Here is a 14730-nt window from a genome sequence, read left to right on the forward strand (position 1 = left end):
ACGACTAGTGGATGGGTTTCACTTCTGCTGCTGTTCGCTCTTTTGCTCGCTGCGTGCTGGCAGGAGAGAGAGGCAGGAAGCGATGACAGGCCTTTTGGAAGGAGGAGGAGGCATTGGGCGAGCCTACACCCCAGACAATGACCCCAGCTCTGCTGATACGCTTGGCGATGAGGGCAAAATCCTTGTCGTTGGTGACCAAGCAGATTGCCTGTTTGCTTCCGGTCTGCAAGAGCCGTTCGACGCGGTGAGCCAGAACATGATCGGCATCGCCTATGATTGTTTTGGAGAGCCAGGACACGGTACTTTGCGCCTGCTTCCAGCTGGGGGCAGCAGATGCACGGCTACAGACCAAACCAGTGCTAATAGGGCCAAGTTCAGAGAGCAGAGGTTTGATCTGGGAGATCCATTTGGGAGAGACACAATCCCCATCGATTAGGACCGTCACCCCAGTTCTTTGTTCAGCAGGTTGCAGGGGTGCTTGCGGGAGTACCTCGGTCGTGTGCCAGTGGGGAGGAGCGGGCGGATCGCTCCTCCCAGTATCCAAGCGGCCAATCTGATACCCGAGCCATAAGGCCAGAAATTGCAGCAGTGCCAGCCCTCGATTCCAGAGGGAAGGATGGTTGGGAGTGAAGGGGCGAGGTGTCAGATCGGCGACATAGCGTGTGGCGAGCAGACGGTTGCCTTTGCCGTAACGGAAGAAGCGGCGAAGGAATGAAGAAATCGTTGGCTCAAATGTATGGAGGACGCATGCCGAGGGGGCAAAGGAAAGTTGGCCTTGCTCCCAGAGACGCAGCCCGATATCGATATCCTCGCCGGCCGCCAGCCCAAAGCGACAATCAAAGCCGCCAATGGCACAGAAAGCTGGTCGCCAGACAAGCGCATTGGCGGTAATGAGGTAGGCTGGTCGCTCATGTTCGTTGTGCCATACGGGCAGGGGACGTAAAATCTCCTGGGTTTCGTAATAGCGAGCCAGGAAATCATCTCCACTAGCTCGGACGCATCCAGCATAGGCAACTGAGCCATCGAGGGCTTGGCGATAGCCCTCGATGAGGTTGGTTGTTGGGATGCAATCGCTATCGAGAAACAGCAGCCAGGGGGTTGTGGCGTGCCGTGCGCCCAGATTGCGTGCCGCCGCGGCCCCTGGCTTTGTGCAGATGAGTAGGTGGATTGGTAAGCCCCAGGTGCGGTAGGCGTGTGAGAAGGCAAGTGGAGGCGACGACAGGTTATCAACGATGAGAATCGCTGCTGGGTGCTCCTCTGGGGAAAACAGCAACATACAGGTGGAGAGTAGCCGTTCAACCCCCTGCGGATTGTTGTTAACTGGGACAATAATGGTCAGTTCAGAAAGCAGAAGGTGATGCGGGCCGATCTCTTTCCCAATGCTGCGTGGCCCAATGGGAAATGCGGAAAGTAACGTCACTATTCGTTTCCTTTCACGAAGCGAAGCCTGAGATGCTCTCCTTTTTGTCGAGACAAGCGGGATGAGCATCTCAAGCAAACGGCGAGGAGTATGTTACTCCTCTTCTCATTGTTATCGGCAGGAGGAGAGGAGCAGGGAAGACGTGATGATCGTATGTCGCCAGGAGTACGGCTGTTGGGAACGCAGGGGATGACCCAGTCGTTGCCAGGTAAGCGTCAGGTGGAAAGAGACAGTAAAATGACGGTGACTACTCCCCAGATAAAAATTTATCACAGAGGTCTTCACAGGTCCAAGTTGATGGGCAAGTATGAAGAGGAAGAGAGATCGCCGCAATGATTACAGAAGTTTCGTCGTGGAGAGGAGGAGATGGGCAGCAGAGGTGGGAGCGATCCAGAGGAGCGCTTCATCATCATACTCGCCCAGGTCAGGATCGCCGATGCCCAAGAGATCCAGTTCGGGATCGGGACGGACCACGGGCAGCCAGGTGGGGATGAGGCATAATTCGCCAGTAATGATAGTGACATGACCCTGGACGTAGAGGGAACAGGTGGGGACACGGAACTGCTCACAGAAGGCCGTGATTGCCTTCTGGATGGCACGGGCTGAGAGTGGCAAACGGAGTCGGACTTGTTCCTGGCGCTCTCGGGTATGCATGCTGCTGCTCCTTCTGTCGTGGCGGAATCTCTCTTCTATCATAGCAGGTGGAAACCAGGTTGTCACGAAGAGAGTAGCTGCTGGAGTAGTGAGGAGAGAGCTGTGGGTCCATCCAAGTAATTTCCCCTGTGAGTGTTCCTCTTTGTGCTAACCAGAGGTCGGAGGGCTGGACGCAGCCCGTGCATGTCTCCTTGTGCACCTTTAGAAGAAGCATGATCAATGGGCAAGCAATGAGCACATGAATTGTCTAGTTGAAAGGTTGGAGGTGTATGGTCAGTGATGCTGTATGGGAAGTTATGACCCACTCTGACCAGCAAGATGGGTCATAACCAGTGAAAGATCGGCACAGAAGTGGTCTGACATTATGTGCTGACCGTTGCCAGGTTATTTCTTATCAAACCAGTGATCGATCAAGCTTGCCAGGAAGATGGCAAGAAAGCGGATGATCACTTGAATGGTTGGCTCGTTGGGATCAATCCGGATCTTCTTGCCAGACTTTTTCCGCCGGTGTCTAGTGGGCATAGGACTCACCTCCTTTTGGTTGGATTTGGCAAGAGTGTAATGTAGGGCGAGAGAGTGGAGCTATTTTGTGGAAAGAAACCACAAGGTGATGACATGAGCGAAGCTAGTCTCCTAATTATGGGAAATTTTAATACTTATGAAGACAAGACGAACTGTCCTCCAGACGTCCGGCCTTCATATTCTTGCGCCTTCTCTTCGCTTTTCTCTCTCTTCTCTGAAGGCAGAGCAGACGTTTGTTCTGCTTCTGACACTGTGTTCTCTTTTACGGAAGCGCATGGATCATGAAGTGATGAGATATCCTCTCGATTTCTCGCTTGCATGGAAGCACCTCATCTCCCGCTGCGGGAGATCATTTTTTGGCTTTGCATGTATTGTTCCTATGTATGGCCTTGTTGCGGCGATGAAACAAATGCCTGTGCTCTGTTCCTCCTTGCTAGAAAGGTTATACACTTCCCATCGCTGCAAAGACAATGGGAAGTGTATAACCTAAAGTATAGAGGAAAAAAAAAAAACGTCAAGTGCCTCAATTATATAATTATGCTATAAATGTTCGCACGAACATTTATTTTGCAATTATTTCATCACTCTTTTACAGGTATTGCTTATAGAGAAGAAAATAATATGCATTAGAGAAGGATGATATAGATGAATAATAGGTAAAAGGAGATCGAACGATTCTAGCGAGTGTAGAAGCGTGCTCTTGTGGATAGCACCATCTCGTCATTTCCGGCGTTGTTGACGGTTATGATGAGGCAGGCGGTGTGGACAAGAGGGAAGTGTGACGGGATCATCAGGAGCGTGCTGGTTGTTCTTAGTGTTAGCGCTGATCGTGGTGGTGTGTTGTCTAGTGCCGATGGGATTGTGAGGATGAGCTTGTATACTTTATCGGCATGGATGGAGATCGTCGTATGAGCAGAGAGGAACATGGTCGATCAACAGAAAGGCCTACCTGATAACGTCGGCCAGCCAGTTGGCAGCGGCGAAAAAGTGTGGTTCGTTGAGAGCTGTTGGTCCGAACCGCTAGGAGCACAGCAACGATCTGGTGATCGCTATTCATAGCTTATTTGCGAGTTAGGTGCGATGGGCGACGATCAGACAATAGCCATCGCAGAGGAGTATCGTTGCAGGCTCAATGCCGTGCCGCGAGAGCGAGCACAGCAGGATCGCTGGCGTGAATGAGCGCAATACGAAGAGCAGGCAAAGACGGCCAGCGGGAGAGGGCTGGCACACATTGAGAAAAGCATCACCAAGTTGCGAAGGCAAATAAAGAAGGCTGAGCGGCAATGAGAGCAAATTCATAGGGCACTGAACATATTTTGCAGTGTGCTGTAGTACACTGGGCTGAGAAAGCCTACCCTAGCAGAGAAAGCGAGGAAAACCGATGAATATTCTTGAAACAGAGAAAGCACAGATGGCTATCAACCAGGCCGCGTATCACTATATGTTGCAAAAACATAAATGGATACTTGATGCTCAAGGTCGCATTGAAAACACAAGCGATACCATTTCCTCCATCTACTCAGCGCCCGTGTCTTCAGGCGGTAGCACCAAGATCGTGGTGATGGCCCGACTCTGCGACACATCCTTTATGAAGCAGTGTGATCATTGTTTCCTTGCCGTCACCATAGATCCATCCTCCTATCAATGCAGTATTCAGGAGATGACTGAGGATGAGGCTATGCAGGTCGTGCGTCAGTACCACCAAGTCCTTGACGATGACTTTGAACTTCGTCGGGGATATCGCCCTCATCCGAGAAACTACACAATCTTGCAGTAATGCCAGCACAAAGAGAATCACTGGAGACACATCGATCTCCAGTGATTCTCTTTGTGCTGGCATTGCCTACGCAGAGCGGTGCCGTTACTCCTCTATGCCTGGCAGAGTGAGCCATGAATCAGTGAGCATACAATGGCCTCTTCTCGCCACCATGTCCGCTACACGCTCCCTGTTTGCCTCCAGACTTGCTGTACTTCCCATCATGGCACTCTGCCACGTAGCTAGTGCCAGTCCAGAAACTCTTCGATGTGATACATGGGAAATACGCACAGAAATCCGATGGTGGGTTCGTGATCACATCGCCTGGCGCATCGTGGTTATAACCCCAGGGATTTTCATAGAGACCCAGAGGCTTTTGTGTCGGGGTCGGCTGCGTATGCTGCACTGGTTTTGGCGTGGGAGTCGGTGGAATCTGCGTCGGCGTTGGTGGCACTGGCGATGACGCGGGTTTCGCGTGTGTTGGCTTCACTGGTGTCGCTGTGATCTGCGGCGCGGCGATGGAGACGCTACTCCCTGTGGGCGGTGTCGTCGTTGCTGCCTCAGGCTGCGTTGACTCGCAACCAGTGAGCAGAATGGCGATAGGAAGAAGAATAAGAAGGATCAGTGATACCCATAATTGACGAGATTTCATACATTGCCTCCATACGATATATTCTATACACAGAGATTGATATGCAATAGAAAAGTATTATAAAATTAGTATACTTTTACGCCAAAAAATAAGCAGAGAAAGACAATGATACTCCTTGCGACAGATATCACGACAAAAACGGTGACATTCCGACGATGGGCGATGCCACTGTGCTCATGCTCGTTACTGACTGGGAGCACGTTGATGGGCATTGCATGACAAAAGACCACACGGGGCTTAACATGAGCTTAGCATGAAATTATCAATTCGTACTACAGAATTCCTCTTTTTTCAGCGATTCAACCTGACGACATCATTGGGTAGATCAGATGCCAAGGGAAAGACTCTGGTCCGCAGATCGGCACGATGGGAGGCATGGGTCTGTTGTTCGTACAGCAGCTTGAGGGCAGCATAGTCGTGGCTCAGTTGAGTCATCTCGGTGATCATGCATGGTACTTTGCCTGCTGATAGGTAAGGCAGAGTTGTCCGCCAGCCGTGTATGTGTCATCAAGCCAGGGCTGGTTATGGTTCTTCATCGGCATCTTCTGCCGGTGTTTCCAGCATTGTGATCGTGCTTGTCGTCGCCACCTCCAATGTTTCTTGATGTGCGCTCACTGTTGGCAGTGGGATCTACGTCATGAGCAGGAGGAGCAGCAGCACGCCTGCAACGATGCTGCCTGCTGCTTCACAGATTCCCCTTTTGCCAGTGCATAGCCAGCGCCTCCATGCAATACTCGAAAAGAGCTTGGAGGCACTGCATCATACCGTAGAAAAAAGAAGAGAAGGCTCTATTGTGGATATTCCTCTTCGGTGAAAGGAAGCACGGTGAGTCGATCCTCCTTTGGGACAAGGTGACACAGCAGCTGGACGCGAATGTGTTTTTTGGCGGGATCGATGAAGGTATACGCTGGCACTCCACATTGCACGGCAATTGCTGGATTGGGGACCTCTTCTACCTGTCTGCTGGAGTCGGCTTTTGTGGAAATCCTAATTTGTAGTAAGGGCAGATCTCCGAGCCTTTCTGGTGGGAGTAAGGTGAAGATTTCAACTTCGCCGCCATCTTCCCAGCCAGTGCGATCAGTGGGGACATAGACATGGTCATTGCTATCTTGCTTGATGAGAATTTGCCAATCAGAGCAGGGGTGAACGATGTATGTTGTGCCATCTATCCGTATATTGTCAAGTGCTGAAGAGAGAATCGTTGCAGGAGGTGTGAGTGTGGGAAGGGAGGAAGGGGGAGCAAGGTGGCATGGTGGATATGTTGGCCTGTATGAAACCATCGATAAACGATGGTAGTGCCAGTATAGCAGAAGAGTGCTTGCTGTCTATAAAAAAGATATAAAAACTTCTTGTGGAACATGGAGGGAGAGGGGATCGATGATGAACAGTGGGAAGCGAGTTGTGGACGCAAACACACATGACAGGAAGAGCAGGAGAACTGCTCTTCAAGTATCATAGATCTTCTTTTCTTAGACGTAGCTTTTACCATGACAAAATCATTGACTTTCTTCACGATATCGGTATAATTATAGGTATATTATTCATGATATCGTGAGAAAGGGCACAGAGAATGGTCAGAACTATTTGCGATAAAACTGGCATCCCCTTTGAAGCAAAGAGTACACGGCAGATAAATCATCCGGAAGTGTCAGCACTGCTCAATCAGGCAGCAAGGAATGGCACCTATACAACAGCCCTGAAAGTGTTTGCCGCCTGCAAACAGGAAGGGATGACTGACATTGATGCAGTTATTACTCGCGCTTGTTCAGCAATGGAGGCGGCATACCAAGAACAGGTTGAAGCCAAAGCACAGCGGAAACAAGAACAGCGCGACTCTGAGCGGCAACGACAAGATGCTCGCCGGGACCGTGAGTGGACAAATAGCATACTGCGTGACAATGGCTACAAGTGGTTTGATCTTGGTTTTAAGGATGAGGAAGATGCTGACTTCACCAATTTTAATGCTGTCACCTATGGACGTGACTGGCATCTCTATTACGGTGATCGCGAGGTGAGCGTGAAACAAGCTATGCTCGAACTTGCATGGAAGGGAGACAGGCGTGCGAAAAACTGGCTCGTAGAGCATGGCATTGCTGAGGAAATGCCAGAGATTGAAAAGCATCGTCAGGATGGAGAGCAGTCACCGACCCAGGAGGAAGAAGAGCAGTTTACCGAGGAGCAACTCAGTTATCAGCAAGAGGCTATGCAGGCGCTCCAGGAGGCGGGATTATCAGAAGAGGCAGCACGAAAGCAGGCAATATTCTGGAGTAAGCCACACAATGCAAGCAATGATGAACTGATCATTGCTCCATCAGTCGAGCTTCATGATGGACGTCTTGCCTTTCCAGCGATAAATGGCGAATTTCGTTATGGAATTCTCATGAATAACGAATGGACCGGAATTGACGAGCTTCTTGCGGAAGAGGAACTGCTCCCTCCGTCTTTCCGTCGTCAGCTTATGATCTATGGGGAGAGGAACAAGCGAGTACATGGATAATATACAGGACCTTGTCAAGCTTAGGCAGAATCCTCACTTCCTTCGCTTTGTCGCCATTTTGGGTGTTCCCCAATTCATTGAATGGCGTCAAGCACACCCGGAAGTGCCATCAGTGCGTGGTACACTGAATCGATTAATGAAATTACGCAAACATCTCCCGACCCGCAGCATTCAGCAGCAGTTCTTAAACGAATTTGTTGGAATGCTTGTCTGGATCGTACAAGCTGACGAGCATCTCCATTACTCAGTGGAAGATATGGACTGGATTATTGAAAGTGTGAGTAGCCCAGATGCTCCATTAATCTTCTCGACACTGTTTGTCTATGCCTCTTGCCCGATACGCTGGTTTAGCGCTGAACAAGTTGCAACATTTGCTGGCCGATCTCCATCCACATGGCAAAAACGTGCCGCTGATGGTCTTATCGTTGGTGTCGAAAAGATTGGGAAAACATGGCTCTTTTCTGAGAGTGGATTGGCTGCAGCAGGAGTAACCGTTCCACCTATGGAAAGAGAAAAAGAGGAAGAACATGAGGAGGAAGCATAACAGTAGCTCTTCGGCGGATTATCAGCAGGGGTCTGGATTGGCCTTAATTCACTTCACTCAAGGGGAAGGGGGTTATCCAGATGCCATTGTTAGATCCGCGCATGATTGATCCTCGCATTAGAAACGAAAACGAGTCAAAAACTCCTCCAATGATCCTGGGGGAGTAGTATCCGTTCCAGGCTAATTTATAAAGACAGACAGTTCGCGTCCTATATCCGCTCAGGCTTAAACTGTGCAGTTCTTTGCAGCTGTGGAGTTTGAGCCTGAGTGGAGCATCTGCTATAAGGTAGTCAAGTCAAGGGTTTCCAGGGAAATTTGCTCGATGTGATCTCCTTTGCGCAGCTAGGCCGTGAGTGGCTGACGTCCGGAGCCGAGCAGGACAATCCCCTGATCAACGAGGGTGAACACTCCCTAGAGCGTGGCTTGGCATGTTTGGTTTGCTGTGATGAGCATTGTCGTCATATCTGGTAATAAGGATTCATGATATCCCTGGTGAAGCCAGCGTTGGAGCAGGCGGCATCTCCTCTTTCTCGCCATTGCCTTCTTTTCTGTATCCATGTTTTGCTCCACAGGGTATCTGCTTGCCAACGCTCTTTCTGGTGGCAAGTGCTGAGGTGTTTCGTCTGATGACCCAGGGGCAAGGCCTCTGGTCTCCTATTGTTTGCTTGAATCAAGAAGGAGCGCCTTCATGAAGACATTTATCGGCCTTGTTCTTACCGTGTTCACGGTACTGCTCTTTCCCCCTTGTGTTCACCTTGTTGGTGGGCCTGCTGGTTCTGTGCTGGTCCATGCTGCCGTAAGATCGTGGGTAATAGAGGCCAGAAACCGCTGGCCGAGAGCACGTTTTACTTCTTCAGGAAAAGACGGATCATCATCATCGATGTTGAGCCAGAGGGTGAAGCCGTCACCTAAAGCTTCGATCATGTATGTAAGAGCGGCGGTGTACTGTGCGACATCAGTTGGTGAACAATGGGCAATATACTGGATGCGGTCAATGTGCATGATCAGCCTGGGCAATGGAAAGAGCGAATCGCTGGTTTCTTCTGTCCCTCTCATCATCTGTCGTGGCCAACTGGTTTGTTTCAGGAGAGCGATGAGAAGATCTAGTTGATCCTGTCTGCTGAGCGAGCGGCGGAGTCCTAATGTTCTTAGTTCAGGAAGCTCGCACCCAGCTCCAGCGCAATAGGCATCGATGAGGAAAGACGTTTTCTTTTCCCGCTGTGTGCTTAATGGGATCAGGCGCTCAAGTGCCTGCCGTACCACGATATTTTCGGTACTGTCTTCGGCCAGTTCTTCGAGATCGGTATCCTCCGTGAGCAGAAAGATATCAAATGGATCTCCGCTTCCAAATTGCACCTGATTATCCCAGAGGCGTTGGCAGAGACCAGCAACCAGGTCAGGAAATAAGGAGGTTTGCAGCTTTGTCGTATGAAGTTCTCTCATGGTCTGCGATGTATTCGCGGCGTTGGTCACAGCCTCATAAACCTCTTGTGGATCAAGCGCAGAGAGGACGACCTGGGGCTGTTTTGTTGTTACCGTTTCAGTCGCAACCTGCTCCAATGTGATGCTCATATGTTTCTCGCTTTCATAGGGCGTGCTCATAGCACTCTAAAACTACAAGACCGGCTTGCCTTCATGGTGCTTCTCTTGATTCTTGTGCCTTTCATGACGAAGATTTGGGTGTATGCGCAGTATGCAAGATGCTGGACGTGCGGGCTTCTTGTGTCTGGTTTGGGTCGGTTCGCCGATGATGAGCAGAGGCATCATGTTGTCGGTTTGGAAGATCGAGAGCAGGATCTCGAACTGCTGTGGAGTATGGGAAAGCGTATGGATGTCCGTTAGGACGACAAGGGTGGCTTTACGTTTGAGATGATCCTTCAAGCGGCGCTCTTTGGTAGAGGCCGCTTCGCGCTTGTCCCAATCAGGATCGCCCCATTGGTGCAGGAGTGTTTTGACGAGCCAGACTTGTCCGGAAGGACGATCTTCGTCAGAGGGAACCTGGGCAAAGATCGCGTCCCGCGCGGAGGCCGTCAACCGGTTTAGATACGCTTCAAGCAGGGAACGACCAGGAGGATCGTCCAGGTAGCGGAATTGTGGTTCTCCATTGGGATCGGGCGCACTTGTTTGTAGGTGTTCTAAGGCGGAAGCAAATTGTGTGGTCATGGCATGATCCATCTTCTTCTCCTCATCTATCCTCTTTTTTATTGCCTGGCTGCTGCACTGATGCGCTTGATGGTTGATTCTGACCATTCTACAGTAGGAATGCGCTATTGGCAAGGCGACACGAACGGGTCGGTACGACCGTCCCTGATCGCACTCCGACCCGCTGATGTCTTCTCCTCTCTCTTTAGTATATTGATGTCTCCAAATCAAGCAGCGTTGGTGTGGTTGGCCTCGCCGAAGGATACGAGTCTCGGCGAGGAGGAAGGAAGTCGCTGGTGTGGTGGCGCTCTTGGTCGAGCCACTAGGAAGAGTATTCATCGGTGGTGGTGTCCTGGCCGCGAGGTTCCTGGAGCGGTGCTGCGGGTATCGCTGTTGAGAAGACAGCAGGTGGCCAGAGCACTTCGTAGAGGGTGTGTGGGGTCGGATCGCGCGGTCATGTCTTCGTCGGTCTGTATCAGTGGGGACAACGTAATCTGCCCAGGAGGGAACGAGACGAAGCGGCAGCGCCTCTTTTTGGGTCGCGCATAGTCGGACATCCGTATGTGAGAGACAAAGAAGAGGGGGAGAGCATCAAAGGCATGGCTGTCAGAGGCAGGAGAGGACTCGTTGTGACGAGTTTTCGTTGTTTTGGTGGCGGTGAGGAGTCAAGTGACAGTATATGTCATGCTGGGTTGCTATACTGGTGGAAAGCTTGCAGGAGATGTGTTGTTGCAAGCGTGGAAAAATCACGAACGAAAGGAGTCTGCAGTATGGTTGCATTGTGGTCGTGTTTGGAAGCAAAGGGACATGCCTTTGCGGTGTTTGGATCATTTTCCTTTGAAGTCACCACGCGCGGGTATGATCAGCGAGGGGTTCCGGTGATGGATCTGGTCATCCTTTCGGATGAGCGGGGAAAACCAGTCCATGGGAGAACAGGTCCCCTACCCGAGCTTGAAGCCACGCTCAAAGAGCACTTTCTGTGTGAAGAGGGGGCAGAGGAAGTGCCAGATCTGGAGTGGAAAGCCATAGATCCACCTGGCGATGTTCCTTATATGCTGGCCTAAGGCTGGGAAGAAGGAGAGAGACGAGTGTCTGGAGAACGATCTGCTGCGGTTTCTCTGGTTGGAGGAAGTGGTCGTCAAGCGTTCTCCAGGTCGTATCACCGCTCTGCCGGTGGCAGTACCACGTGTGGAGAGAGGTCCCTGGTGGCTTGCGGGAACAGGGGAGATCTGCTAGAGTAGCAGGAAGATATCACAGGGATATCACGAACATAATGGTGTAAGAATAGCCACACAACGCTCCTCGAAAGGGGAGCGTTGTGTGGCCTGTGGGATAGTGTGATGTGCCAGATCCAACAGGGTGATCTGCTGGAAATCTTCTGTGTGTAGGAGAGAGGAGGCGACACGGACAGGGCCGTGCGAGAAGGTGTGGAGTTGCACGAATAACATGGACCTTCCCTCTCTTCATGCGTCCTCTCGTCATTGGTCTGAGAGTGCAGGCGGCAGACGTTTCCTGGTGGTGAGGTGGATCAGGAGACGACGAAGAGTTGTTCTGTTTCGTGGAGGGAGGCTAGTTGCTGGTGCCAGTGCTTGGTATAGTTCGTGAAGCGTTTGTTTTCTTGTTGATAGGCGTGAAAAATCGTCGCAGGGGAGAGGAGGGAGGTCTCCTCCTGCGCTGGTGGTGCTGAGGGCGCGGTCTTCTTGGCAGGGAGCACTGCCTCAAGGGTGCCTTGCAGTGCTGAGCATTGAGACGGTTCCTTTCCTTGAAAGAAAAGACAACAAAAAAGGGACAGAGAAACAAGAACGGTCATGATATGTCACCGCTCATTGCTTTCTGTCCCCTCGACGGGGTTCTCTTTGGTTGTTTGCTGTTTCCAGGCCCATCCACATGGTGTGTCATGGGCCTTCACCTGTATTTGCATTAGTAGAGCATTGAGTGAGTGTCTATGTCTACGGGCGCGTTGAGCTAGGCGAGGTTTGTTGCAGATGCACCTGCTTGCCTCTGGAATGGGGCAGGCCACCAAACAACGCCAAGAGCGTTCGAAGCGCGTGCCTGGGTTCTTTTCATCTGTCCTGCCTCAACATCTCGTTGGTATTCAGAAAAATGATAGTGCGTTTCCTCATCATGCATGTACTGTCCCGTCAGGCATAGTTGCACCTTTGAGTGACTTGGCGCTCTTCTCCAGTTCTTCACTAGCAATACTCGTGGCCCCTTTTAGATCAGCTTCACTCAAATCTGCTCCACTAAGATTTGTCTTGCTCAAATTGGCATTGATCAAGGTAACGTAACGCAGATCTGCGTTACTCAGATCTGTTCCACTCAAGTCAGTGTTACTCAGATCTGCTGGTTCTGGATTTCCCCTGTTCTGATCTTCCGATCCGCTAAATTTAGCCTTGCTCAAGTTCGCCTTACGAAGATTGGCTCCTGTGAGATTAGCACCATGTAAAATGGCTTTACTCAGGTTAGCCTCATGCAGATCGGCGTGACGCAGATCTGCGCCTTCTAAGTTCGCTTCTAGCATAAAGAGTCCGCTCAGATTAGCTTCATGGAAATCAATACCCCCCAACTTCGTTCGATGCAGAGAGGTTCTGCTTAAGTTGGCATCACGCAGATTACATCTATACAAGTTCGCCTCTGTCAAATGCGCTCCACTCAAGTCTGCTCCGCTCAGATTAGCCCCCCTTAATTCAACACCTCGTAAAGAAGATTCGCTTAGGTTGGCTCCACTCAGGTTAACCTCATGCAGATCAGCGTCAAAGAGTGAGATCTGGCTTAAGTTTGCCTTTTGCAAATTAGCATATTCCAAATTGACTATACACTTGTCTTTATATATCAGACCGGACTCATGTAAGAATTGAAGGACGCTCCCTTTGCGATTCGCATCTAATCTTGTGAGGACTGTCAGTGTTCTTACTCTAGCAATGTCCCGTACCTCTTCGTTTTCACGTGAATTACGTAAATTATTGATAAGAAGTAGTTCAGATATTTTGTCTATATAGGTTTGGAGCACTGTTTCTCGCTGATTATCAAGGGCAATTTCACGCTCAAGCGCTGCCTGTCGTTGGGTGGTTCCTTCCTCCCTAATCTTTTGCACCTGATTGAGCCAAAATCCCCCAATAGCTAATATGATTGGAATAATAAGAAGTTGCAACCAGTCCCACAGTGTTTTCCCGCGTTGAAAGCTACCATCCTTGATAGGAGGTATATAAGGACCAAGCCCTGTCCAGTCCCAGTTCAACCAATATCCTAAAATAAGTACTAGAAGCAGTCCGCTTCCCAGCAAACATGCTATCGCTATCCCGCTTACTCTCGCCAGAGATCGTTGTACTTGCTGCCACCACGAATAGAGTTTTACTCTCATTGGTATCTTCTTGCTCCCATAGACAAGTAGAAATGGCAAAATAGTTGCTCTCCCTGAGTATAGCAGATATTCTAAACTTGCGTTTTAACCAGTGAGGCCAAAGGAGCAAGCAGAATCTGACAAAACAAGCCTGATATTCGATACTAGAAGTATGGCTATCTCCTCCCTGGAGAGATGTCCATGTTGTGCTAGTATGCTCTCGGGTGGTCCCATTTCGTTAGCAATTCCTCAAGTTATGAACATCAATGGATGGATGAGGATGTCCTTGTGTGGCCCCTTTTTCGTAGCATTCCCTTCATGTGATGAATTGCAGTGGATAGATGCGTGCTCCCTTGTGTGGCCCTCTTTCATGAGCAAATTCCTGACGTGATGAATCGCACTGGCTGGATGCCTGTTCGTGGGGTGGCCCCCTTGTGTTCGCAGGTTGTGGGAACGCTGGTTTCTGGCTGCGGGTGCAGGGAGTGTGCAAAACCTGTCCAAATCTGTCCGATTGTGTCTCCTGGTCGCGAGATGTTGTTGGGAAGTGAGGCAGAGACGCTTACACAGAATGACGGGTTCTCTGTTGCCATCTGAGAGCCGTGCGTGTGTGTGTGGGAAGGCAGAGGGAGTGTGCTCATGGCGTTCATCGTGCAACGCCTCGCTCAGCGTGCGCTTGTGGTCCTGGCAAGGGGAAGGGAACCTGGCAATCACCTGGCAACCACCTGGCGACCACCTGGCAACCACCTGGCAAAACAGCGGCATTGCCAGTTTTCGTGTGAGGGGAAGCAGAGCTGAGGACACGCCAGGCATGTGTGGTGACGGGCAAATGGGAGGGAGAGGCGATGGGGGAAGGTGCATTGCAGGCTCCCCTGTCCAGAAAACTGTCCGTAAACCTGTCTGCTCACCACGGCCAGGAGAGGGTGCTTGGCTGGAAGATGGTGCTGGTATGTCCTTCGGGTGGCCTCCTTTTCTTAGCATTTCCCTCGCGTGATGAATTGTACTGGATGGATGAATATGTATGGGGTGGCCCCCTTTTGTTAGCACTGTGATGTGTTTTGCTCCGTAGGGAGACGACGAAACAGGCAGGAAGCAGGGACGATCTCCGCATGCCGAGGAGGATCGAGAAGGCGTTAGTGGCAGTGGGAGGTGCGGTCTTTGCGCGAGCCAGCGAGGAGAAAACGGCGACAAGACGGCGGGAAGCGG

19 protein-coding genes are annotated in these 14730 nt (G+C 50.8%); 7 read left to right on the plus strand and 12 right to left on the minus strand.

Features of this window, described 5'->3' with window-relative positions; translation table 11 throughout:
- Window positions 1-4: 4 nt before the first annotated feature.
- From K3T83_RS54445 to K3T83_RS54455, 3 genes are all read right to left on the minus strand, one after another.
- Window positions 5-1420 (minus strand): glycosyltransferase, encoded by a 1416-nt coding sequence (locus tag K3T83_RS54445; RefSeq protein ID WP_220211501.1) that lies wholly within the window; start codon window positions 1418-1420, stop codon window positions 5-7.
- Between the two features lie 336 nt (window positions 1421-1756).
- Entirely contained in the window at window positions 1757-2074 is a 318-nt protein-coding gene (locus K3T83_RS54450; protein WP_220211502.1) for a hypothetical protein, read from the minus strand.
- 384 nt (window positions 2075-2458) lie between these two features.
- The gene (locus K3T83_RS54455) at window positions 2459-2596 is read right to left on the minus strand and encodes a hypothetical protein (RefSeq protein ID WP_220211503.1); all 138 of its coding nucleotides are present in this window, start codon (window positions 2594-2596) and stop codon (window positions 2459-2461) included.
- 924 nt (window positions 2597-3520) lie between these two features.
- Between K3T83_RS54455 and K3T83_RS57560 the strand changes: the two genes are divergently transcribed.
- Window positions 3521-3655 (plus strand): hypothetical protein, encoded by a 135-nt coding sequence (locus tag K3T83_RS57560; RefSeq protein WP_268963624.1) that lies wholly within the window; start codon window positions 3521-3523, stop codon window positions 3653-3655.
- A 12-nt stretch (window positions 3656-3667) separates the two neighbouring features.
- Here K3T83_RS57560 and K3T83_RS54460 read toward each other — a convergent pair whose 3' ends face one another.
- Window positions 3668-3895, minus strand: a complete 228-nt coding sequence (locus K3T83_RS54460) for a hypothetical protein (protein ID WP_220211504.1) — start codon at window positions 3893-3895, stop codon at window positions 3668-3670.
- 82 nt (window positions 3896-3977) lie between these two features.
- On the opposite strand from K3T83_RS54460, the gene K3T83_RS54465 reads away from it, so the two are divergent.
- The gene (locus tag K3T83_RS54465; RefSeq protein ID WP_220211505.1) at window positions 3978-4373 is read left to right on the plus strand and encodes a hypothetical protein; all 396 of its coding nucleotides are present in this window, start codon (window positions 3978-3980) and stop codon (window positions 4371-4373) included.
- Between the two features lie 118 nt (window positions 4374-4491).
- On the opposite strand, the gene K3T83_RS54470 is transcribed toward K3T83_RS54465, so the two are convergent.
- The 3 genes from K3T83_RS54470 to K3T83_RS54480 form a co-directional block, all read right to left on the minus strand.
- Window positions 4492-5004, minus strand: a complete 513-nt coding sequence (locus tag K3T83_RS54470; RefSeq protein WP_220211506.1) for a DUF3761 domain-containing protein — start codon at window positions 5002-5004, stop codon at window positions 4492-4494.
- A gap of 291 nt (window positions 5005-5295) precedes the next feature.
- Window positions 5296-5451, minus strand: coding sequence for a hypothetical protein (locus K3T83_RS54475; protein WP_220211507.1), 156 nt, complete (start codon window positions 5449-5451; stop codon window positions 5296-5298).
- A gap of 341 nt (window positions 5452-5792) precedes the next feature.
- Window positions 5793-6284, minus strand: a complete 492-nt coding sequence (locus K3T83_RS54480) for a hypothetical protein (RefSeq protein WP_220211508.1) — start codon at window positions 6282-6284, stop codon at window positions 5793-5795.
- 290 nt (window positions 6285-6574) lie between these two features.
- Between K3T83_RS54480 and K3T83_RS54485 the strand changes: the two genes are divergently transcribed.
- Window positions 6575-7501: a hypothetical protein gene (locus tag K3T83_RS54485; protein WP_220211509.1), complete on the plus strand. Its 927-nt coding sequence runs from the start codon at window positions 6575-6577 to the stop codon at window positions 7499-7501.
- Complete coding sequence (locus tag K3T83_RS54490; RefSeq protein WP_220211510.1) at window positions 7494-8045, plus strand: helix-turn-helix domain-containing protein; 552 nt, start codon at window positions 7494-7496, stop codon at window positions 8043-8045. Before K3T83_RS54485 ends, K3T83_RS54490 begins: the two co-directional genes overlap by 8 nt.
- A 750-nt stretch (window positions 8046-8795) precedes the next feature.
- Here K3T83_RS54490 and K3T83_RS54495 read toward each other — a convergent pair.
- Window positions 8796-9617 carry a hypothetical protein gene (locus tag K3T83_RS54495; RefSeq protein WP_220211511.1) on the minus strand — a complete coding sequence of 274 codons (822 nt, stop codon included), beginning with the start codon at window positions 9615-9617 and terminating at the stop codon, window positions 8796-8798.
- Window positions 9618-9659: 42 nt separating this feature from the next.
- The gene (locus K3T83_RS54500; RefSeq protein ID WP_220211512.1) at window positions 9660-10220 is read right to left on the minus strand and encodes a hypothetical protein; all 561 of its coding nucleotides are present in this window, start codon (window positions 10218-10220) and stop codon (window positions 9660-9662) included.
- Between K3T83_RS54500 and K3T83_RS54505 the strand changes: the two genes are divergently transcribed.
- Window positions 10212-10736 carry a hypothetical protein gene (locus K3T83_RS54505; RefSeq protein ID WP_220211513.1) on the plus strand — a complete coding sequence of 175 codons (525 nt, stop codon included), beginning with the start codon at window positions 10212-10214 and terminating at the stop codon, window positions 10734-10736. The genes K3T83_RS54500 and K3T83_RS54505 overlap by 9 nt on opposite strands.
- A gap of 221 nt (window positions 10737-10957) precedes the next feature.
- Entirely contained in the window at window positions 10958-11251 is a 294-nt protein-coding gene (locus tag K3T83_RS54510) for a hypothetical protein (protein WP_220211514.1), read from the plus strand.
- A 198-nt stretch (window positions 11252-11449) separates the two neighbouring features.
- Here K3T83_RS54510 and K3T83_RS54515 read toward each other — a convergent pair whose 3' ends face one another.
- The 3 genes from K3T83_RS54515 to K3T83_RS54525 form a co-directional block, all read right to left on the minus strand.
- Window positions 11450-11635, minus strand: a complete 186-nt coding sequence (locus K3T83_RS54515; RefSeq protein WP_220211515.1) for a hypothetical protein — start codon at window positions 11633-11635, stop codon at window positions 11450-11452.
- An 80-nt stretch (window positions 11636-11715) separates the two neighbouring features.
- On the minus strand, window positions 11716-11997 hold the full coding sequence (locus K3T83_RS54520) for a hypothetical protein (protein ID WP_220211516.1): 282 nt from the start codon (window positions 11995-11997) through the stop codon (window positions 11716-11718).
- A 312-nt stretch (window positions 11998-12309) separates the two neighbouring features.
- Window positions 12310-13548 (minus strand): pentapeptide repeat-containing protein, encoded by a 1239-nt coding sequence (locus K3T83_RS54525; RefSeq protein ID WP_220211517.1) that lies wholly within the window; start codon window positions 13546-13548, stop codon window positions 12310-12312.
- 615 nt (window positions 13549-14163) lie between these two features.
- Here K3T83_RS54525 and K3T83_RS54530 point away from each other — a divergent pair.
- Complete coding sequence (locus K3T83_RS54530; RefSeq protein ID WP_220211518.1) at window positions 14164-14322, plus strand: hypothetical protein; 159 nt, start codon at window positions 14164-14166, stop codon at window positions 14320-14322.
- The last annotated feature ends 408 nt before the right edge of the window (window positions 14323-14730 follow it).

This window comes from Reticulibacter mediterranei, from assembly GCF_016587455.1.